Genomic DNA, 18,529 nt, shown 5'->3' with positions numbered 1-18,529 from the left:
AATATGACGGTTTTTCAGTGCGCATCATTATACTGTTGCGGGACATAGAAAAAGTCATAGAGAGTTATATTACATTGGGTATTAGTTAGGAGATTCATTATGAACAAGAAGCATCTTTCCCCTGTAGCAGCTGCTGTTGGTGCTGCTTTTATTGCAACTGCTGCGATGAATGTATCTGCATCCACCGCTGAAGCTAACCCGTTTGCCGCTGCTGAGCTCACCTCCGGTTATAACTTGGCTCTGGCCGATCACGATGACAAGGAGAAAGAAGGCAAGTGCGGCCACGGCAAGAATAAAGAAGGTAAATGCGGCGAAGGTAAAAAGAAAGAAGGTAAATGCGGCGAAGGCAAAAAGAAAGAAGGTAAATGCGGCGAAGGTAAGTGTGGAGAAGGTAAAAAGAAAGAAGGTAAGTGCGGCGAGGGGAAATGCGGTAACTAATACCCCAACACGCGCGATTGGGGCGGCACTGTGTTAAGGGCCGCCCCAAGTACTTTTCACTATCATTAGAGGCAAATAGCGGTGCGTAATTATCCAGTGGAGGGTGCCGGTCTCGGGCTGCGTCGCTCTATGATGGGTGAAGAACTTTCATCGGGTGCGGTGGATTTCTTTGAGGTGGCGCCGGAGAATTGGATTGGCGTCGGCGGGCGCTATGGCCGCTGGTTTCACCAGCTCAGCGAACGATATCCATTTATCCTACATGGTCTGTCTCTATCTATTGGCTCGTCTGACCCGCTGGATATGGACCTGCTTGCTTCGATCAAGCAGTTTATCCGCGATCACAATATCCGTCTTTACAGCGAGCACTTGAGCTACTGCTCAGATAAGGGCCATCTCTACGATTTATTACCCATCCCCTTTACCGAAGAAGCGGTAATGTATGTCGCCGAGCGAATTCGCATTGTGCAGGATACCCTGGAGCAACGTATTGCCATGGAGAATGTCTCCTATTATGCGGCGCCGGGTCAGGAGATGAGTGAGCTGGCATTTTTGCAGGCGGTCCTGCAAGAGGCGGACTGCGACCTTCTGCTCGACGTAAATAATATCTATGTGAATTCAATCAATCATCGCTATGACCCCCTGGAATTTTTGCGCGGGCTTCCCTCCGAGCGTATGCGTTATGTACATGTAGCCGGGCATTACGATGAGGCGGATGATCTGAAAGTGGATACACACGGTGCTGCAGTGATTGATCCCGTGTGGCAGTTGTTGAACAAAGCCTACGAGGTACACGGTGTCATGCCGACCTTGCTGGAGCGCGATTTCAATATCCCACCGCTGCCGCAATTGTTTCAGGAAGTGGAACAGATCAAGAGCATTCAGGCCTGTCACCGAGAAGAAGAGAGCTATGTCATCAGTCGCCGATAAGACAGCCAGGTTCCAAGGCTTACAGCGGGCTTTAGCCAATCACCTACGCGCCCCTGATCAAGTTGAGGCGCCAGAGGATATTGAGGACCGGCGAGTTGCCATATATCGGGACCTGATTTACAACAATATCGAATCTTTTATTGCCAGTGGTTTCCCTGTATTACGCAGCCTCTACAGTGATGAGCACTGGCACAAAATGGTGCGTGATTTTGTTCAGCACCACACTTCCAAGAGCCCGTACTTTCTGCAGATTAGTGAGGAGTTTCTCACTTACCTGCAACAGGAGAGGGAACAGCGGGAGGAAGACCCAGCGTTTCTATTGGAGCTGGCTCATTATGAGTGGGTGGAGCTGGCGCTGGATGTGAGTACTGAGGAGATTCCCACCGACCTGGATCGCCAGGGAGATTTATTGACCTCTATTCCGGTGGTGTCACCGCTGGTGTGGAGTCTCAGTTACCGTTTCCCGGTGCACCGTATCGGTCCTACCTATCAGCCCCAGGAGCCAGCTGATTCTCCCACCTTCTTGCTGGTCTATCGCGACCTTAGCGATGAAGTCAGCTTTATGGAAATCAATGCAGTAACCGCACGACTATTGCAGTTGGCCTCAGAGGGTGATGTCACAGGGGAGCAGCTCTTGGCACAAATTGCTGCCGAGCTACCGCAAGTCGATAGCGAAGCCCTTTTCGGCTTCGGTATTGAGTTACTCCAGAAATTACTGGATAACGGAGTGATCGCTGGTTTGCGGCCTCAGGCGACAGAGTAGATCGGCCGGGCCTAGGATTTCTGGCGCAAATTACCTTTCTGTGACAGCGTGTGCTTGCCTGAAACTGCGGCATCTTTGATGAATACCAGCTGCTATGCTGCCGAGGGTGGTTTACAGTTTGCGGGGGCGTTAGAATCCTTGACCTTGAAATTTGTTAGAAGAGGAGCAGGGTTTTGCTAGGACGCAGAGATTTATCGCCCTGGTTGATGGCCGCAATACTGGCCATCTCCCCTATGGGCGCTTTGGCGACACAGGACCCATTTGGTGACGCCGCCACTCCCTCAGCCCAGCCTGAGGCGGTAGAGCAGAATGACGTTAGTGGTGAGTCCAATGGTTCACTACTGGATGAGTATGGCTTTGACCCCGCGGAAGAGTTTGAGAGTGAGGAAGGTGAAGACTTTTCTCTTCGCGATCCCTGGGAGGGATTTAACCGCGCCATATTCAGCTTCAATGACGGTGCGGATCGCTATGTGCTAAAACCGGCGGCTGTGAGTTATCGGCAGATTACCCCGATATTTGTACAGCAAGGTGTAAGCAACTTTTTCAGTAATCTGGCTGAAGTAACCAATACCTTTAATGGTGTGTTACAGGGTAAGTGGGGCCAGGCGGGTAATGACGCCGGTCGTCTGCTAATCAATACCACCATTGGTATTGCCGGTCTTTTTGATGTTGCCAAGCATATGGGCTTGGAGAAAGGTGACGGTGAGGACTTTGGCCAAACTCTAGCGGTTTGGGGGGTACCCTCTGGTCCCTACCTGGTGTTGCCACTGCTAGGGCCCTCCACGGTGCGGGATACGCCAGCAAGAGTGGTGGATTACTACACCAATCCTCTGACCTATGTGGAGCACGATCCCACTCGCTATACGCTTAAGGCTACCGATATTATCCAGAGTCGCGCTAGCCTGCTGAAGGCTGAATCCCTTCTGCAGGGTGATCGCTATATTCTGCTGCGCGACGCCTACCTGCAGCGCCGCGACTTCTTGATTGTGGATGGTGAAGTGGATGTGGATACCGCGACCGAAGCTGCCGAGGCAATCGATCAGGGGGAAGTCGAAGAGTCCAGTGACTATTGAGCAACAGCTAGTTAACCCTCTTTCCAAAAGAGCCTGCCATGGCCGGCCCCAGTAGCCTGTTACTGACCGATGATGAGCGCTCCCGCAATTTCTTGCGTGGAGCGCTTTCGCGTCAAGGGCTTTCAGTTGCTGTAGCTGATAGTGGCCAGCAAGGCATAGAACAATTTACTCCCGAACTGTTTCAGCTGGTTATCGTCGATCTACTCCTGCCCGATATGGATGGGTTGGAGGTACTGCGCAAAATCAAGCTCCGCTCCCCGGCGACGGCGGTTGTAATGATTGCCGAGCAGGGTGAGCTTCACGAAGTATTACAGGCCATGCGTCTGGGGGCCTGCGATTATCTGATCAAACCCATTCAACAGGCTGCATTGATCGATAAAGTAATCTGCCGTATCACCGGCGCGGAAAACCTCGCCCAGCAGAATATTGAGTACCGCAACACCCTGGAGCAGCGCAATAGCGAGCTGCGAGAGCACGTAGAAGTATTGCGCCGTGATCAGGAGGCCGGTCGCTTGCTGCAGCAGCACCTGTTGCCACGCAGTCCCTATTTTTATCCCGGCGGCGTTGAGGCCGCCTACCGCCTGATCCCCTCTCTGTATCTCAGCGGCGATTTTGTCGATTACGGTTTGTTCGGCGAGCGCTTTGTGGCGTTTTATCTGGTGGATGTCTCAGGGCATGGGGTGTCCTCCGCACTGGTTACGGCACTGATCAAAAACAGCGTGATGCATCGCCTGCGTGAGCGCCCTTTGTTTTCCCAACTGGAGTCCCTGGACTCCGACTTGTTGGAAGTTTTGGAGTTGATTAACCGCGAGCTCTTATCCACAGGTATGGGTAAGCACGCCAGCATGTTTATCGGTGTGGTAGATACCGCCGCTAGCCAACTGCACTATGCCGTCGCCGGACAGATCCCCATGCCGGCGCTTGCCAGTGCTGCTGGCGCCGATTGGCTGCCAGGCAAGGGGCGGCCCTTGGGCATTTTTGAGCGGGGTGACTGGCAGGTAATGTGTGCCGAGCTGCCCAGCAGCTGGCGGTTGGTGGCCTGTTCCGATGGTGTATTGGAGTTACTCGAAGGCGATTTACTGCAAAAAGAAGAGCGGTTACTAGAGTTGATAAGCGCTACAGGCGGTGAGTTGGGGGTACTGTGCGAGAGCCTGAAAGTGGATACTTTTGGTGCATTACCCGATGACATTACAATTCTTACCCTTGCCCACGTTTAGAGGTGGCATTTCTGCGACTAAATAGTCGAATTTCATGCCCTAGCACTCTTGTCAGTCCCAGCAGTCAGGAGTAAGCTCCGCCCATCCTATGCACAAAAGTGCCGAGGCGGCAAAACCGCCGCAAGCATTTTTGCTCTACCAGTGAACTTTCGCCATCCAGTACACTTTAATCCACTGAGTGTGTTCGGGTGAGCCAGGGGTTGTTATGCAGTCCGGGCAAATTATGGTTGGGGCCCACCAGGGCGTTTACATCATTAAATTGATGGGCGATGTTCGCCTCAACCTATGCACTTCTTTCGATAGTTTTATCGATAATATGTTTGCAAGCAGTGACTTTGCCGGTGTGGCCTTTGACCTACACGGTGCCGAGGGTGTGGATAGCACAACCCTGGGGCTGATGGCCAAGATCGCGATTCGCGCCCAGGAGCGCGGCTGCCAGAAGCCCTTGGTATTCCTTGCCGATAGGGGTATTCAACACCTGCTAGATGCGATGGGGTTCGATTCCCTGATGGAAATCAGCGATGAGAAACGTGATTTCTCCGTGGAGACAACTCCGTTGGTCTGTAAAACCCCGGATGAATGTGCTGCTCGGGAGAAGGTACTAGAGGCACACCGGGTGCTGATGAGTATGAACGAGCAAAATGCGGAAACCTTTCGCGATCTGGTCCATACCCTCGAGCTAGAATGTGGCTCCCACGGCAAGTCCTCCGCGCACCTGCATTGAGATTTAATAAATACCCTCCTTCAAAGTTTTAACATCCCGGCAAAACTTTTCAGCCACTCCGCATGTCTCTAGCTTCCGCCCGTGCGCGGGTAAAGAGTCCGTGGGGAAGGTAAATTAACTCGGAAACCCGGCGGATTAGATGTTCTTCAAAAGCCTCGATCACATCGTCGGAAAAAGCCACCTGCCACATCTGCCGAACCAGCAGGTACTTGTCTCGCTCGCCGAACTGGTCATTGACGGCCTGGGTAAACTCAAACAGGGAAGTGGCTCGCTCCCTTTGTTCTATGGCTTCATCAATAATCTCTGCCGCTGCTTGGCTGCTCAGCGCGTAGTGTTGGCAAAGTAGTTCGATCAAAGTGTTACGTTCGCGCGGGTCTAGCTTTTGATCCACAGTAGCCACCTCAACCAGTAAGGCGGCACTGATCATTCGCACGTCTTTTTCATCGTGCATTTCGACATCGGCACTGTTGCCAATCTGTTCAAACAGCTTACGGATTTGTTGCAGCATCAGTTTCCCGGCGTCCCATCACTTGGCTCTGCAGCAGCATTTCGAGCCGCTCCTGGTCTTTGACAAAATTACGGATACCCTCGGCGAGCTTTTCTGTGGCCATGGCATCACTGTTGAGTTGGTAGCGGAATGCCGCTTCGCAGAGTCGCCCCTCAGGGCGTGGCAGCGGTTCGTTGACCGTGGGAAGCCCACCAACCAATAAACCCTCGCTCTCTTCCAGAGACTGGAGCAGCTGAGGGCTGATGGTTAGGCGATCGCATCCGGCCAGCGCTTCGATCTCCTCCGTGTTGCGGAAGCTGGCGCCCATCACAATGGTGGAGTAGTCGCGCGACTTATAATAATGATAGATATTGCGTACCGACAGTACACCGGGATCCTCTTCACCACTAAAGGCTTTGCGGTCCCCATTGGCTAGATGCCAGTCGAGGATGCGGCCCACAAAGGGAGAGATCAATGTTACTCCAGCTTCGGCGCAGGCAATCGCTTGGCTCAAACAGAACAACAGGGTGAGGTTGCAGTGAATGCCCTCCCGTTCCAGTATCTCTGCTGCTGCTATTCCCTCCCAGGTGGCGGCGACTTTAATTAGTACTCGCTCCCGGGCTACGCCTTCGCGCTCGTATAGGGCCACAAGGTGTCTGGCGTAATCAATAGTGGCGCGGGTATCGAAAGACAGGCGCGCGTCCACCTCGGTAGAGACTACCCCAGGGATCAATTGCAATATTTCACTACCGATACTGACAGCCAGCTTGATTGCAGCCAGCCGCGCTGTTTCAGAGGAGTTGGCGCCACTGTGGTGGTGAGTTGCCCACTCCAGTGACTCTTGGATCAGGCCCTTGTATTGGGGCAGTTGGGCAGCCTTAAAGAGTAAAGAGGGATTGGTGGTGGCATCCTGGGGGCGATAGCGGCGTATGGCATCAATATCGCCAGTATCTGCTACCACCTGGCTGCGCTGTTTGAGTTGATCCAGTTTATTCATCGCGATTCCCTCGATAGTATTTGGCTTCCCTTCCTATGAAATACTGGCCTTCCAAGTTAAGCCGCTTGGGTGACCAGTGACAAAGCTTGCTCCACAACCTCAGGCCCTGCCCCTTTCTTGTGAGCATTTTCACTCAGATGACGACGGAAACGGCGTGCCCCGGGCAGGCCCTGAAAGAGCCCGAGCATATGCCGGGTAATATGGTTGAGGCGTTGACCACTTGCCAGCTCTCGCTCGATATAGGGCAACATCTGCTCGACCACTTGCGCGGCATCGGGCCCTTCATTTTCTCCAAACAACACACTGTCCACCTGCGAAAGAAGCGCTGGGGTCTGATAGGCGGCGCGACCGAGCATAACACCATCTACCCGCTGTAAATGTTGCTGGCATTCTTCCAGAGAATTAATGCCACCGTTAATGATGACTTGCAGCTGTGGGTAATCCTTTTTCAGCTGGTAAACCATATCGTAGTTAAGCGGTGGGATTTCGCGGTTTTCCTTTGGGCTGAGGCCCTGCAGCCAGGCTTTGCGGGCATGGACGATAAATGTCTCTGTGCCTATGGTTGCCTGTGCCTCCACAAAACGGGTCAGGCCAGGGTAGTCTTCCATATCGTCTATACCGATACGGTGTTTGACTGTGACCGGAATAGACACTGCGTCACGCATCGCAGATAAGCCGGCAGCTACGACATCTGGTTCCGCCATCAGACAGGCGCCAAAACGTCCAGATTGAACCCGGTCACTGGGGCAGCCGCAGTTGAGATTGATTTCCGCATACCCCCACTCCTCGGCAATTCGTGCGCACTCCGCCAGCTCGCGCGGGTCGCTACCGCCGAGCTGCAGGGCGACAGGTTGTTCGGCAGCGTCAAATTGCAGGTGACGCTGGCGATCTCCGTGCAAAATTGCCCCAGTGGTCACCATTTCGCTATACAGGCGAGCGCGTTTACTCAGTAGGCGCCACATATAGCGGCAGTGACGGTCACTCCAATCGAGTAGTGGCGCGGTGCAAAAGCGGTGGGGACTGTAATCAGACATAAACTACGATGTAAAAGACTAATAAAAACAGAGTAGCCCGCCATTATATGGGATGTAAAACATAGACCCTATGTGGAAGTGCATGTAAATGAAGATAAATTTACCTCCTGCAAGCCCTCAATCTGAACTCCCAGGACATTTGCTACATTCAAACACTTGACTGGTTGCATAGAGAGACTGGCAGCTGCCCTGATGCGCAATAACACTTTATTCCTGCTATCCTCACGGCTAGGTAGTACAAAGTTCTTTCTGTTTAAATACCTCTGATAGAAACTCGACAAATGCGCTGACTTTAGCAATCTTGATTCGATTTTGTGGGTACAGTGCATAGATACCAATTCTTTCCATGTTCCAGTTTGGTAATAGATTTACAAGAGTGCCTTGTCTAATTTCCGTGTGGCACATGTAGTCTGGCAGAACTGCGATACCGCATGAATCCAATGTGGCTTGCTTAATGATGGAGAAGTCATCCGAAGAGAAGGTTGGGTTTATGTTAATTTCAAATACCTTTTTCCCGTTCTGCAAAATTATTTTAGGAGCCTTCTGCATGGCGTTCATAAACAGCCATTGATGCCCCTCCAAGTCTATAGTTCTCGTAGGTGTTCCATATTCTTTAAGATAAGCTGGACTGGCATAGATTTTTCGGCATGCGTGCCCAAGAGGTTTTGCGACCAGCCTGGAGTCATCCAATTGCCCAACTCGAATCACCACATCAAAGCCCTCTTCGATCAAATCGACTCTGTGATTAACCAAGCTCAGGTTCATTTGTATTTCAGGGTAAAGATGCAAAAATTTTGCTAGCGTGGGTTTTAGGATTTGCTGGCCAATAGTAATTGATGCCCCTACCTTAATGAGGCCTCGATTGACCTGCAGGATTTCTGATACTTCCGCTTCGGCCAGCATTATCTCTTCTTCAATACGCTTACAGTGACTTAAATACTTCCTACCAGCCTCCGTTAAGGTTTGAGAGCGAGTGGACCGCTCCAGGAGCCTGACTGATAGCTGATCTTCCAGGCGTGCGACTTTCCTACTTACGTTGGCTTTTGGTATGCCCAGTCGGTCTGCGGCTTGGGTAAAACTGCCAGTTTCCACTACGGCTAAAAACACCATCATATCGTTGAGGTCTTGGTTCATAGAAATCAATTGTTGTTAAAAATGAGATAGTTATATTCTAATTTTTGTATATATCAAACAATAAGTTGTACCTAAGATACCTCCATCGCTTACATATTTTGGAGGCACATCATGAAAATCCTCAAACGTGACTCACTACCACTTGGCGGTTTTGCTGGGCTTACCGAGCACAGGTTGGTCATGGATAGCCAGGTATTCGGTCCGCACAAACATCCACATACCTCTGAAGGACTCGATAATTTTGTTTATCTGGCCGATGCCCGCTTCAATCCGAAAGGCGAAACAGGCATGCACCCTCACCGTGAGATAGATGTGATTTCGGTCATGGTGGATGGACGAATACAACATGAGGGCTCTTTAGAGCATGGCAAAGGTTTAGATAAAGGAGGAGTACAAGTCCAGCGGGCTGGAGGCCAGGGGTTTACACATAACGAGGTGAACCCGGATTCCAAAAAAAATCGAATGATCCAGCTATGGGCCTTACCACCTGTCTCTGGTCAAGCCGCAGGCTACAAGTACTACAGGCCAAGCCAAAATAAGGTCACCCGAGTTTATGGGGGGCGCGATGATCAAACAGTGACCTTTGATAACAGTACGATTATCGAGATCGCCAATTTAAATGCAGACGAGCAAATTTCATTTAATGGCGAGACTCTGGTTTACCTAACTAATGGCTGGGGAATCTTTTCTGAAGCTGAGCAAAAAGAAAGTGTGAAGGATGGAGATTTAATTAGGAGTCATAGCGGTAAGTTAATTGCAGATGTTAATACAAGTGCAATTGTTATTAGAAAGTTAAATCATTAAATAGGTAGGTAACACCGTGAATAAGTTTTCAGAAACCTTAACTAAAGACAATTCTGTGTTGGCGTTAATTGATCATCAAACGGGACTATTGGTGAGTTGTCGGGATCTGGACCCTCATCTGATGACGGAGAACATAAAGGGATTGGCAAATCTTGCGAAGGCAGTAAATTTACCCACTGTTGTTACTGCGAGTATGCCTGAGGGGCCAAATGGCCCTATTATGCCTGAGATAACAAACATCTTGGGCAATGAAATTATTGAGCGTGAAGGTGAGATAAACGCGTGGAAAAGCCTGGAGTTTAAGCGAGCTATTGAAGCAACCGGGCGTAAAAAAATAATTATGGCTGGCATCGTTACGGATGTCTGTTTGATGTTTCCCGCTATCTCTGCTGTAGCCGAAGGGTATGATGTATATGCCGTAGTGGATGCTTCAGGTACTTGGAATAGTACAGTGACACAGGCTGCTATGCATCGTATGACGCAGGCGGGTGTGAAAGTTGCTACCTGGTCATCCGTGTTGGCAGAAATGATGGATGATTGGCGAAGTGATCACGGCACGGAACTTGGGGGCATATTAGCTCAACACACGACCTACCGATGGGTATATAACAGCTACCTTACTGCAGCAAACCAAAAGTAATTTAGAGCCCCTCTCATTTGTACGGGAGGGGCGGGAGTATGCCTATGGTTCATCACAACAAACATTTTGCGCCACTAATTACTTTTTTGTCCTTGATTCCTTTGGTTTATTTTATCCCTGACAGTTTAGCCTTAATCTTGCCAGATCATAAATTGCTCCAGGTAATTACTGCGGTGGCTATTATAGTACCGATTATTAGCTATTTGATTCTGCCGTTAGCTTTCTACTCGGTTAGGCATATTTATGGTGAAAATGTGGAGAGATAATTCATTGTTTGGGGGCAGTTCTTCAGATTGTTATTCAGATTACTTGCGCTCAGGTGGTTAAACTGCTCTTCAAAATGTATTTAAATGTTTCGCTCTCTTTCGGAGGAGCTATCTTCTGATTTGGTTGGAGTGTTTTTTGTAGCAATCGGTTGGCCAGCCTGGAAGGTAGGCTCCAGTTTTTTCAGTATCTTGCGTGCGGTGGCGCGGTAGCTGGTAAGCTTGCCGCCGGCTACCGCGAGAATACGAGGATTGCGCTCATTATCACAGCAAATCATGGATTCCCGCGAGCGGGCGAAAGGACTTTTTTCCGCTTCCGGTAGAACCCGCAATCCAGCATAGCTATCACATATATCCTCCACCTGTAGGCTGCGTGTCTGGGAAAAATACTGCTGTACTGTACGTAGCAAATAGGCCTCCTCTTCCATGGTGGGAACCACTTCCCGTGGATCGCCGAAGAAGGGGCGCTCTGTGGTGCCAACTAAGGTTTTGTCTTGCCAGGACATTACGAAGACCGCTCGATGATCCTCGGCTTCCACATAGAAGATCTTATTGCCGAGCGACAGTGGCAACAATATGTGGGTGCCAGCGACAAGGTCTATAGGAGGTAGGGTCAAAGAGGGAGAACAGCGCGTGTTGGTGGTCGCTACCCAGGGGCCGCTGCAATTAACCAGGGCACGGGTGTGTAGAGTATTGAGTTTGCCGTCGGCCACGTAATCAACCCGCACCCCCTCCTCGGTAACTTCCGCCCCGACTAAACTGCCGGGACAGATAATTTGCGCACCATGCGCGATTGCTGAGGCGACTACATCACGGGTTAGGGCGGCATCGTCTGTTTGCGCATCGTAATAGCGAAATACCGCGAGTAGATCCTCCTGCTTGAGGCCAGGTAGGGTATCCCATTCGGATTTGGGTAAAGCGCGAAAGCGCGAGGCCTCACTGCCGATACCGGAGAGGAGCGCGTAAAGGCTAAGCCCCAGTCTGACCATCCATGGTGGACGCTTGCTGTCACGGTAAATAGGAATATAGAAGGGCACCATACGCACCAACTGCGGCTTATTTTCCAGCAGCCAGTGACGTTCGCGCAGGCACTCATAGACAAGTCGGAATTGACCGCTCTCGAGGTAGCGCAGGCCCCCATGGATAAGCTTGGATGAGCGTGAGGAGGTGGCTGCGGCGATACCGAGCTGTTCCAGAATCACGACCGAATGCCGTTCCTTGGCCAGAGCCTCTGCGGTGCCTGCGCCAAGAATTCCCGCACCAACTACCAGTACATCAAAATCCGTAGACATCACTCGCTTCCCAGGAGCGCATTAATAGTGGCAGGTTGCCGGTGAGGATATGGTGCGCCCCCCGCTTTCGCCAGAGTACAGCTTCTTCGGCAGAGTTAATTTCATAGACAACCCACTGCCAGGGGCCAGGGGGTAATTCTTCGCAATCGACGAAGCTGTCGCGAATCAGCAGAAACTCCGGGGCGAGAGTGACAATATCGGCAGACAGGCAACGTGGAACGCTGTTGATTTGCAAGGCCACCCTATGCCAGCCCATGCTGCGTGCGGCCCGAAGACTGCGACAGTCTTTTGTGAGCAGCGCGAAGGACTCGCGTTCGTTACGCATTAACTCCATGAGCTTCTTTACCGCGGCTGTAAAACCCATGTTGGTGATATTGGCTGCGGAGATGCCTACAAACCAATCCAGATGCCGGTGACAGCTGGCCCAGTCCACCAATTTTATAAAGGAATCGATAGGCAAGCGGTTGAGTTGGGAGTCCCTTAGATCGTGGAAGAAATGTTGACGCTTATCACTTGGCATAGGCAGTGTATCGCTATGGTAGCACCAGGGAGTGCCATTCAAGCTAAAGCGGACATCGCACTGAATGGCGCAGGCGCCCAGATTATGGGCCGCCTCGAAGGCGGCGATGGTATTCTCCGGGTGGCGGGTTTTGTCGCCTCGGTGCGCGATTAGCATGTGAGTCAAATCCGGAAAGCAGGCGTTATTGTCGAGTGGATATAGGCGCTTAGGCGCTCTGTAACCCAAGGGTCAAATGACCCAGGCTGGAATTGGGTCTTACAGGAAAAATAGACCCTGGAGAGGTTGTTGCAAGTAGAGTTAGGCGGAAATTTCGATGCTCAGGTGCATTCCTCAAGAGTAGGGAATAGCCAGCTAAACTTAAGGTGTGCCCTTTAGATGTCTGTGCAGCTGTGGCATAACTGCGCTGTTAAAGAGGTATATAGCCCCCGTGAGTAGTAAAAGACGTATTCTGCTTTTGGCAATTTCCACCACTGTGCTAGCGTTAGCGGAGCAGGTACAGTCTGCAGGACCGACTGCCCAGGCGACTTCACAGATAGTGCTGAGTTTTACACCTCAGGTGCAGTGGCGTTATGAGCGAAGCAGGGAATCGGTAAGGTTTTGTCTTCGCAACATACCGGCCAAACATTTTCGTTTAACAAGCGAAGCTCTGCTGTCTTCCTCTGAGCAGCGTGTATATTATTTAGGTGTTAATAAGTGCCTGGAAACAAAGTCCATTGAGAACTTTTCGGGAGTGATGATTTCAGCGGAGTAATCATTTCAAGAACAAATCGTTTTTGAATGACTGGCTCGGAGTTAATTCTTTTGTATGGGGGTGAGTTTCTGTAGGTCTCCCTGAGTTAGAACAGAAATATGGGAAGAGTACTATATACAGCCATATAAATTCGATGAATACAGTCTTTAAAATAATGGTTAATTTAGGTGGATATTAGAGCGATGAAAAAAATACTGCTCTCTTTCTTGTTGCTACTAGGGCAGCCCGCACTGGCAGCCATGTCCCTGGATAAAATAATTTTTTATCTTGATGATGCTCCCAATGCGCGTGATGACGTGGTTATCACTAATCCGGATAAAGAGACCCTGTATGTACAGACAGAAATATTTCGGGTAGATAACCCCGGGCTAGATAACGAAGAGCGCATTCGAGTGATTAACCCGGATGAATTCAGGTTGTTGGTGAGCCCGGCCAAGGCCATATTGGCGCCAGGAGAGAGGAAACGTTTTCGTCTAATGGCGTTGGATAGAGATTTAAAGGAAGAGAAGGTCTACCGGGTTACCTTCAAGCCAGTAGTTGGGGAGGTCAAGTCGGAGCAAACCGCACTAAAAATTCTTGTGGCCTACCAGGCATTAGTATTTGTGCAACCTGAAGATGGAAGTTACCAGCTGGAGTTACAGGCTGACGGAAGTCAACGCTACTTAAAGAACATCGGAAATATCAATATTGAAGTGGTTGAGGCCCGCCATTGCCCAAGCGAGGGTGAATGTCAAAAGCTTGATATTTCAGGTCGTTTGTATGCTGGAACAAGCCTGACGTTAGAGGACCTTCCCACCGAAGGGGAACTAGAGCTCTTTTTAAGAGGGCGTGATAGCGAGCGAGTGCGGCTTCCTTTGGGCAGTTAAGGGTCAGTTAGCTAAGATTTTTACTGACTAGGTGATATAGAATAAATACGATAAGGGGATATCTAAGACCTGGTTTGGTATCCCTCTTATAATATCGAAAGTTTATACCTGATTTACAGCATTGAAATTTTTTCAGTTTAAAGAAAAAGTCCATTTTTATTTTATGCTTGGGGTTTAATCTAAACCAATCGTTCAAACTCTAAATGTACTGCTTGTATAGGGTATAGCTAAGCGGAAGTTCTCATTAATCATGGCTATTAGTATTGGCTACTGGCTAGTAACTGTCACGGTAAGGACGTCTGTATATTTGGATTCTGTTGCACGTTCCCAGTAAGGAGATGGTACTCTAATAGTAATTCTGGTATTGTCGCCAAGGCATCCCTCTGGGGTTGTGCGAGCATAAATACCGGGAATATGCCCGGATGCGTTGAGGTTTTTGAGCGCTCTCCCCTGTGCATTATTAGAAAAGCTGGCCATATAGGGCAATTCTTCTCTTATGCCGGTGAGCATAAACATTTCTTCTTGGAGGCTAGTGGTAATGCGCCCGCTATTACCAGCGATGATGCCGCTGCTACTGGAAAGGGAGATGGCGTAATGGCTAAAGCCGTTGCCAACAACGCAAAAATCTTCATGACCAACTATATCCTGTCCCGGTGAGATTCCTGTATCACTAAGAAATATATTGTCGAGTTGCAGGATCTTGATTGTTGGTTCAATTGTTAGTTCTATGGAAAAATTAATTTCCTCAGCTTTGCCTGATTCCTCTTGAATAGCCTGCAATTGAAAATTCCCTCGGTAACTGCTGGAGGTGAAGTTTCTATTCCCAACTAACTTTACTTTAAGGTCAGCATTGAAATCGCTTATGCTGCCGGGTATGTCCTGATAAGTTTTACCAGGGCGAAAAGTAAAGTATTTACGATGAGGGGCAGATAAAGCTAAAGATAAATCTACGGTATCACCATTATCGGCGTATAACCTATAATAACCCTCATGCTCTGGCTGAATCTCCAGTGAAAAAGGTGAGGCTGCCCCGAGTTCCTGGCTGAGGAATGTGAAGCTAATATTCTGCTGTTGTGCTTGGTTGTTGATCGTGTGCCATCCAGAGAGATTGCAGATGCGCAGGTAAGTGTCACCTTGGCAGCTGGCAAGGCTGCTATTTGGCAGATAGAGAAGAAAAATTAGTATAAGAAAATTTTTAATAAACTTTCTTGATTTTTTATTGGGTGTCATTTGTTTTAGCAGTCTGTGAGATTTGACAGTTGGCTGAACTTTCATCAATAACCCCGAGGTTTAACCAGTCTTCACTGGACTCCACAACCTCAACTTTGGCATTACAATCAAGCCAGGTGACTTCGAGATGTGAAGGGGGCTTGTCAGAAAGAGGTATTTCCAATTGAAAAACACCAAAGCTATCTGTGAGTGTTGACTCTCCTTCAATGGAAACTAACACATTGTCTAAGCCCTGACCCTTAGCCATAACTCGACCTATGGTCAGATAGACAGGTTGAATCTTGTAAGTAGCGGTGGTCACACTGCCAGGATAAAGCGTCACTTGATCCGTGTTTTCACGGTAGTGAAAGAAACCATCCCCTAGCGGGCGAAGTGATATATTGTAGCTTTGAAATGGACGAAGATTAATCACGGACTTTTTCTCGCCTTTCGCATAGCCATGGCGGTTACCGTCGATTAATACTTCAAAGTTTTCCCGTTGGCTGCCTTCTATATCTACAATGATGGCACTTTCCAGTGAGTGTTCACCGCCCCATGCCATATGGTCCTTTGTGGCAATGATATTGGTGTTAAAACTGCCAATATAATTTGTAGAGCGGCTATTGTTAACGTCACTATGACTAATGGTGGAGCTGATAAAACCATAATGACCGGAAAGTCGGCTATAACTTCTTAAATAGTAATCTTCCGGTGTTGCTTCTATAGTGAAATCCTGATTTACCTCTGCTGCCCAGCGGTCGGCATCACGCCAGCGGGAGTTGACTTCGAAATATTGGTTATTACCGGAACTTTGCTGGTTTTCTCCACGAAAACTGATTGAATTCTGCCAATTCTTATTATTATGAAGAAGCTCAATACTCAGCAGCGTAAATTTTTCACCGTCAGCATCACTGTAAGATAGATTTGCCGTGGCCTGCCACTTTCTTCCGCGAAATATATTCCTGCGATATTCCAAAGTTCTTAGCTCTTGGGCTTCACTAAGTTGATTGTCCAAAGAGAGTGAATCGGTATAACTTCTGGGAGAGCGGTCGCGCTTACTACGCCTTATACTCAGGTTACCTCCAAAGAGTGGGGCCCTCAGGCTAATATTATTTTGAGATAGTCTATTGCTTAGCAGGGTGTATCTATCGGGCTTTAAATCAATTCTCTGTTCATCAATCTTGATCCGATAGGCGCTCAACATTGCATAAGGTGTTTTTATCAGAGCCTGTAATTTATAGGCATCAATACCATTAGACTCTTTAGCAAATGAGGGAGAGAGTTCTAGATAGTAGCTTACCCAACGGCCGCCAACTTCCATAAATTGCTGATCTTCGGTGGCTGCTAGTGTAGAAAAAACGCCAAAGTTTTTTGAAAGGCGGCGGGCAATATATCCTTGCAGTAACTCTTGTTGATAATGATTTGGCATTCCGGAGGATATTTCAGGTTTTACTGGCATTCCTGCCTGCAGGCTCCAGCGCCACTCACCTGGTGCGGGCAGTTGTGAATCCTTGGTAAAAAATTCAGTGGTATTATTAATTAATCTGCCAGATTCGTCGTAAATACGAATTTCTATATTGTAAGCACCATGCGGTAAAGTAGTGGTATCCAGTAAGTGATTGCCAGCCTCCATTAAATTGGCGTGAATCATACGGCCATCTCGGTAAAGTTCCACCCGGCCACGCACAGGCATGTTTATTTCTAAAAGGGCGGAATGTTGATAGCCGATGTCTGTGCGGCTGTATTGAGAGTCACGGAGCTCTAATCCGTAGAGACGGTGTAATGATTGGAAAGTACTAAAATTTCCTTTTGGTTGCAGTAATCCCAGGCTATAGGCTTTTCCGCGGAAGTCCCTTTCCCAATGCAGACTGCTGACACGGGTACCAATTTCGTTGGCTGTGTACCAATCCCCATAAATAGCGCTCTCACCAAATCCAATAATGGTGGTAGCAGCTAAAGTAGTTTGTGTGTTGCTGTCTACTTCATCGCTTTTTACTCCTGACCAGGAACCACTGATATTTTGCACAATAGAAAAACTATTGCTGGCTGGGGGCAAGTATCGTTCGATCGGGGCTTCTTGTTGAGGAAGTAATTCTGGTGAGAAAAATACATCCAGTCGATACCTCTCCTCGTCATAGATTATTGCGAAGTATTCTGGATTTATAAATCCACAATCTGTTTGGGATTTATCCCGACAAACTCGATCACTATTTTTGTCAAGTGAATTCTGTAATGAAAGCAGCAGGCGCTCTGGGTTAAGGCTAACAGGGAGAAGCTTGATAGCCTCCTCAGGTTCTACAAAGCGCACGGATTCAGGCTCGGCAATAATTAGCGCCGAGCCCAAACTGCGCCCGCCATAGTACAGGTCTGCCACAATTCTTTGGGGCTTGGTTAGATCTGAAAAACCCGCAGGTACATCTGTGGTTACGAGATGCATTGGTTCTGTTGACACTGCAGTTGTATGCCAGAACCATAGCGGTAAGAGCATCCAAGGAAACTTCCCGACGTTGCTTTTATTTACCATTACCATAGGGAGGTTGTTCCCTGGACAAAATTACATTTTATTATTTGTATTGGTTATTCTGACGTAACTGTGACGGTCAAAACATCGGTATATATGGTGCCGCTTAAAACATCGGGCTTTTCCCAGTTTGCATTTGGAATTAATACTTCAAAGGTGGAGTTATCTGGAGCTCCATTACAGTTGCCAGGATTCTGGAGGATTTGTCCGTTCAGGGCTACACCTTCATTTGTTGGAGAGAAATTTCCTCCCGAAACATTTCTAAAGCTAACTTGATAGGGGATATCCGTGGAGCCATTGCTCAGTATGTATGCACCGTCTCCATTGAGGCTGTCAAATTGAATTTCGAAGTTTATGAATCCAATGCCTCGAATACAAAAATCCACCCAACCCTCGGCATCAGTATTTGGTGTGGGGTCTTCAAAGGTGAGGTTTTCGAGGCCATTTATATCAATCGATTCATTAAACTTTAGCATTATTTCTGTATTGGCCTGATCAGTTGCTGCTATGGCAAATTGTGCCCCAGCAGTGGATATAGCAGCCATCGCCACGGGGATGACATAACTTCTTAACATGTGCTTCATTATTGATGTCCTTTTGTTAAGTGTGAGCAGAGAAGGGTATAGTTGAGCTTGCGGCTAAAAGAATAGGGAAAATTTCCCATTGGGTCGGTAGAAAATAGTGATAATTTCTTATTTGTGGATAAATGGTGCGCCTGAATTGTCGTAATATTTGTTTGGCTGGATTTGTGGAGTTATCAGGATTTTTAAAATGCCGTTTTATATGGAACAAGAGTTCTTATTCGGCGCCTATTGAATTTTAGAGGGGTGTTAGCGGAATGATTACCATAGAGACGCTAATACGGGATA

General features: G+C 48.7%; 19 protein-coding genes. 10 read left to right on the top strand and 9 right to left on the bottom strand.

Features of this window, described 5'->3' with window-relative positions; translation table 11 throughout:
• Window positions 1-99: 99 nt before the first annotated feature.
• The 6 genes from ACJJIV_RS07015 to ACJJIV_RS06990 all read left to right on the top strand — a co-directional run bounded on the left by ACJJIV_RS07015 (window position 100) and on the right by ACJJIV_RS06990 (window position 5,142).
• Window positions 100-438 (top strand): HvfA family oxazolone/thioamide-modified RiPP metallophore, encoded by a 339-nt coding sequence (locus ACJJIV_RS07015; RefSeq protein WP_252084690.1) that lies wholly within the window; start codon window positions 100-102, stop codon window positions 436-438.
• A gap of 81 nt (window positions 439-519) precedes the next feature.
• Entirely contained in the window at window positions 520-1,365 is an 846-nt protein-coding gene (locus ACJJIV_RS07010; RefSeq protein ID WP_286037002.1) for an HvfB family MNIO-type RiPP peptide maturase, read from the top strand.
• A complete protein-coding gene (locus tag ACJJIV_RS07005; RefSeq protein WP_252084691.1) occupies window positions 1,346-2,128 on the top strand; it encodes an HvfC family RiPP maturation protein in 783 nt (260 codons plus the stop codon). The genes ACJJIV_RS07010 and ACJJIV_RS07005 overlap by 20 nt, the downstream gene beginning before the upstream one ends.
• A gap of 173 nt (window positions 2,129-2,301) precedes the next feature.
• On the top strand, window positions 2,302-3,201 hold the full coding sequence (locus ACJJIV_RS07000; protein WP_444883863.1) for an MlaA family lipoprotein: 900 nt from the start codon (window positions 2,302-2,304) through the stop codon (window positions 3,199-3,201).
• Between the two features lie 38 nt (window positions 3,202-3,239).
• Window positions 3,240-4,418 (top strand): PP2C family protein-serine/threonine phosphatase, encoded by a 1,179-nt coding sequence (locus ACJJIV_RS06995; protein ID WP_252084693.1) that lies wholly within the window; start codon window positions 3,240-3,242, stop codon window positions 4,416-4,418.
• Between the two features lie 205 nt (window positions 4,419-4,623).
• Entirely contained in the window at window positions 4,624-5,142 is a 519-nt protein-coding gene (locus tag ACJJIV_RS06990; RefSeq protein ID WP_444883864.1) for an STAS domain-containing protein, read from the top strand.
• 49 nt (window positions 5,143-5,191) lie between these two features.
• Here ACJJIV_RS06990 and ACJJIV_RS06985 read toward each other — a convergent pair whose 3' ends face one another.
• The 4 genes from ACJJIV_RS06985 to ACJJIV_RS06970 all read right to left on the bottom strand — a co-directional run bounded on the left by ACJJIV_RS06985 (window position 5,192) and on the right by ACJJIV_RS06970 (window position 8,794).
• The gene (locus tag ACJJIV_RS06985; protein ID WP_444891249.1) at window positions 5,192-5,650 is read right to left on the bottom strand and encodes a tellurite resistance TerB family protein; all 459 of its coding nucleotides are present in this window, start codon (window positions 5,648-5,650) and stop codon (window positions 5,192-5,194) included.
• Window positions 5,631-6,626, bottom strand: coding sequence for a transaldolase (gene tal / locus ACJJIV_RS06980; protein WP_444891248.1), 996 nt, complete (start codon window positions 6,624-6,626; stop codon window positions 5,631-5,633). The genes ACJJIV_RS06985 and tal overlap by 20 nt, the downstream gene beginning before the upstream one ends.
• Window positions 6,627-6,682: 56 nt before the next feature.
• A complete protein-coding gene (gene dusA / locus ACJJIV_RS06975; RefSeq protein WP_444891247.1) occupies window positions 6,683-7,660 on the bottom strand; it encodes a tRNA dihydrouridine(20/20a) synthase DusA in 978 nt (325 codons plus the stop codon).
• Window positions 7,661-7,888: 228 nt separating this feature from the next.
• Window positions 7,889-8,794 (bottom strand): LysR family transcriptional regulator, encoded by a 906-nt coding sequence (locus ACJJIV_RS06970; RefSeq protein WP_444891246.1) that lies wholly within the window; start codon window positions 8,792-8,794, stop codon window positions 7,889-7,891.
• A gap of 111 nt (window positions 8,795-8,905) precedes the next feature.
• On the opposite strand from ACJJIV_RS06970, the gene ACJJIV_RS06965 reads away from it, so the two are divergent.
• The 3 genes from ACJJIV_RS06965 to ACJJIV_RS06955 are packed head-to-tail and all read left to right on the top strand — an operon-like array spanning window position 8,906 to window position 10,504.
• A complete protein-coding gene (locus ACJJIV_RS06965) occupies window positions 8,906-9,598 on the top strand; it encodes a pirin family protein (RefSeq protein WP_444891245.1) in 693 nt (230 codons plus the stop codon).
• 16 nt (window positions 9,599-9,614) lie between these two features.
• Window positions 9,615-10,238 carry an isochorismatase family protein gene (locus ACJJIV_RS06960; protein ID WP_252084700.1) on the top strand — a complete coding sequence of 208 codons (624 nt, stop codon included), beginning with the start codon at window positions 9,615-9,617 and terminating at the stop codon, window positions 10,236-10,238.
• Window positions 10,239-10,282: 44 nt separating this feature from the next.
• The gene (locus ACJJIV_RS06955) at window positions 10,283-10,504 is read left to right on the top strand and encodes a hypothetical protein (RefSeq protein ID WP_252084701.1); all 222 of its coding nucleotides are present in this window, start codon (window positions 10,283-10,285) and stop codon (window positions 10,502-10,504) included.
• An 80-nt stretch (window positions 10,505-10,584) separates the two neighbouring features.
• Here the strand turns inward: ACJJIV_RS06955 and ACJJIV_RS06950 are convergent, their stop codons facing one another.
• Together ACJJIV_RS06950 and ACJJIV_RS06945 are read right to left on the bottom strand one after the other, a co-directional pair.
• Window positions 10,585-11,793: a glycerol-3-phosphate dehydrogenase/oxidase gene (locus ACJJIV_RS06950; protein WP_444891244.1), complete on the bottom strand. Its 1,209-nt coding sequence runs from the start codon at window positions 11,791-11,793 to the stop codon at window positions 10,585-10,587.
• A complete protein-coding gene (locus ACJJIV_RS06945) occupies window positions 11,777-12,469 on the bottom strand; it encodes a glycerophosphodiester phosphodiesterase family protein (protein ID WP_252084703.1) in 693 nt (230 codons plus the stop codon). Before ACJJIV_RS06945 ends, ACJJIV_RS06950 begins: the two co-directional genes overlap by 17 nt.
• 777 nt (window positions 12,470-13,246) lie before the next feature.
• Here ACJJIV_RS06945 and ACJJIV_RS06940 point away from each other — a divergent pair.
• Window positions 13,247-13,930, top strand: coding sequence for a fimbria/pilus periplasmic chaperone (locus ACJJIV_RS06940; RefSeq protein ID WP_444891243.1), 684 nt, complete (start codon window positions 13,247-13,249; stop codon window positions 13,928-13,930).
• 267 nt (window positions 13,931-14,197) lie between these two features.
• Here ACJJIV_RS06940 and ACJJIV_RS06935 read toward each other — a convergent pair whose 3' ends face one another.
• From ACJJIV_RS06935 to ACJJIV_RS06925, 3 genes are all read right to left on the bottom strand, one after another.
• Window positions 14,198-15,205 (bottom strand): hypothetical protein, encoded by a 1,008-nt coding sequence (locus ACJJIV_RS06935; protein WP_444883873.1) that lies wholly within the window; start codon window positions 15,203-15,205, stop codon window positions 14,198-14,200.
• Window positions 15,147-17,165: a TcfC E-set like domain-containing protein gene (locus tag ACJJIV_RS06930; protein WP_444891242.1), complete on the bottom strand. Its 2,019-nt coding sequence runs from the start codon at window positions 17,163-17,165 to the stop codon at window positions 15,147-15,149. The genes ACJJIV_RS06935 and ACJJIV_RS06930 overlap by 59 nt, the downstream gene beginning before the upstream one ends.
• 551 nt (window positions 17,166-17,716) lie before the next feature.
• Entirely contained in the window at window positions 17,717-18,244 is a 528-nt protein-coding gene (locus ACJJIV_RS06925) for a hypothetical protein (RefSeq protein WP_444891241.1), read from the bottom strand.
• Window positions 18,245-18,529: the final 285 nt, after the last annotated feature.

It is taken from the genome of Microbulbifer mixtoriginis (SeqCode), from assembly GCF_052466765.1.
This window is presented reverse-complemented; position numbering and strand designations above follow the sequence as displayed.

Bases quoted from the DNA above. Each gene is read 5' to 3' on its own strand.
- ACJJIV_RS07015 (WP_252084690.1), top strand. From the start codon at position 100: ATGAACAAGAAGCATCTTTCCCCTGTAGCAGCTGCTGTTGGTGCTGCT.
- ACJJIV_RS07005 (WP_252084691.1), top strand. From the start codon at position 1,346: ATGTCATCAGTCGCCGATAAGACAGCCAGGTTCCAAGGCTTACAGCGG.
- ACJJIV_RS06995 (WP_252084693.1), top strand. From the start codon at position 3,240: ATGGCCGGCCCCAGTAGCCTGTTACTGACCGATGATGAGCGCTCCCGC.
- ACJJIV_RS06990 (WP_444883864.1), top strand. From the start codon at position 4,624: ATGCAGTCCGGGCAAATTATGGTTGGGGCCCACCAGGGCGTTTACATC.
- ACJJIV_RS06985 (WP_444891249.1), bottom strand. From the start codon at position 5,650: ATGCTGCAACAAATCCGTAAGCTGTTTGAACAGATTGGCAACAGTGCC.
- tal (WP_444891248.1), bottom strand. From the start codon at position 6,626: ATGAATAAACTGGATCAACTCAAACAGCGCAGCCAGGTGGTAGCAGAT.
- dusA (WP_444891247.1), bottom strand. From the start codon at position 7,660: ATGTCTGATTACAGTCCCCACCGCTTTTGCACCGCGCCACTACTCGAT.
- ACJJIV_RS06970 (WP_444891246.1), bottom strand. From the start codon at position 8,794: ATGAACCAAGACCTCAACGATATGATGGTGTTTTTAGCCGTAGTGGAA.
- ACJJIV_RS06965 (WP_444891245.1), top strand. From the start codon at position 8,906: ATGAAAATCCTCAAACGTGACTCACTACCACTTGGCGGTTTTGCTGGG.
- ACJJIV_RS06955 (WP_252084701.1), top strand. From the start codon at position 10,283: ATGGTTCATCACAACAAACATTTTGCGCCACTAATTACTTTTTTGTCC.
- ACJJIV_RS06950 (WP_444891244.1), bottom strand. From the start codon at position 11,793: ATGTCTACGGATTTTGATGTACTGGTAGTTGGTGCGGGAATTCTTGGC.
- ACJJIV_RS06945 (WP_252084703.1), bottom strand. From the start codon at position 12,469: ATGCTAATCGCGCACCGAGGCGACAAAACCCGCCACCCGGAGAATACC.
- ACJJIV_RS06940 (WP_444891243.1), top strand. From the start codon at position 13,247: ATGAAAAAAATACTGCTCTCTTTCTTGTTGCTACTAGGGCAGCCCGCA.
- ACJJIV_RS06935 (WP_444883873.1), bottom strand. From the start codon at position 15,205: ATGAAAGTTCAGCCAACTGTCAAATCTCACAGACTGCTAAAACAAATG.
- ACJJIV_RS06925 (WP_444891241.1), bottom strand. From the start codon at position 18,244: ATGAAGCACATGTTAAGAAGTTATGTCATCCCCGTGGCGATGGCTGCT.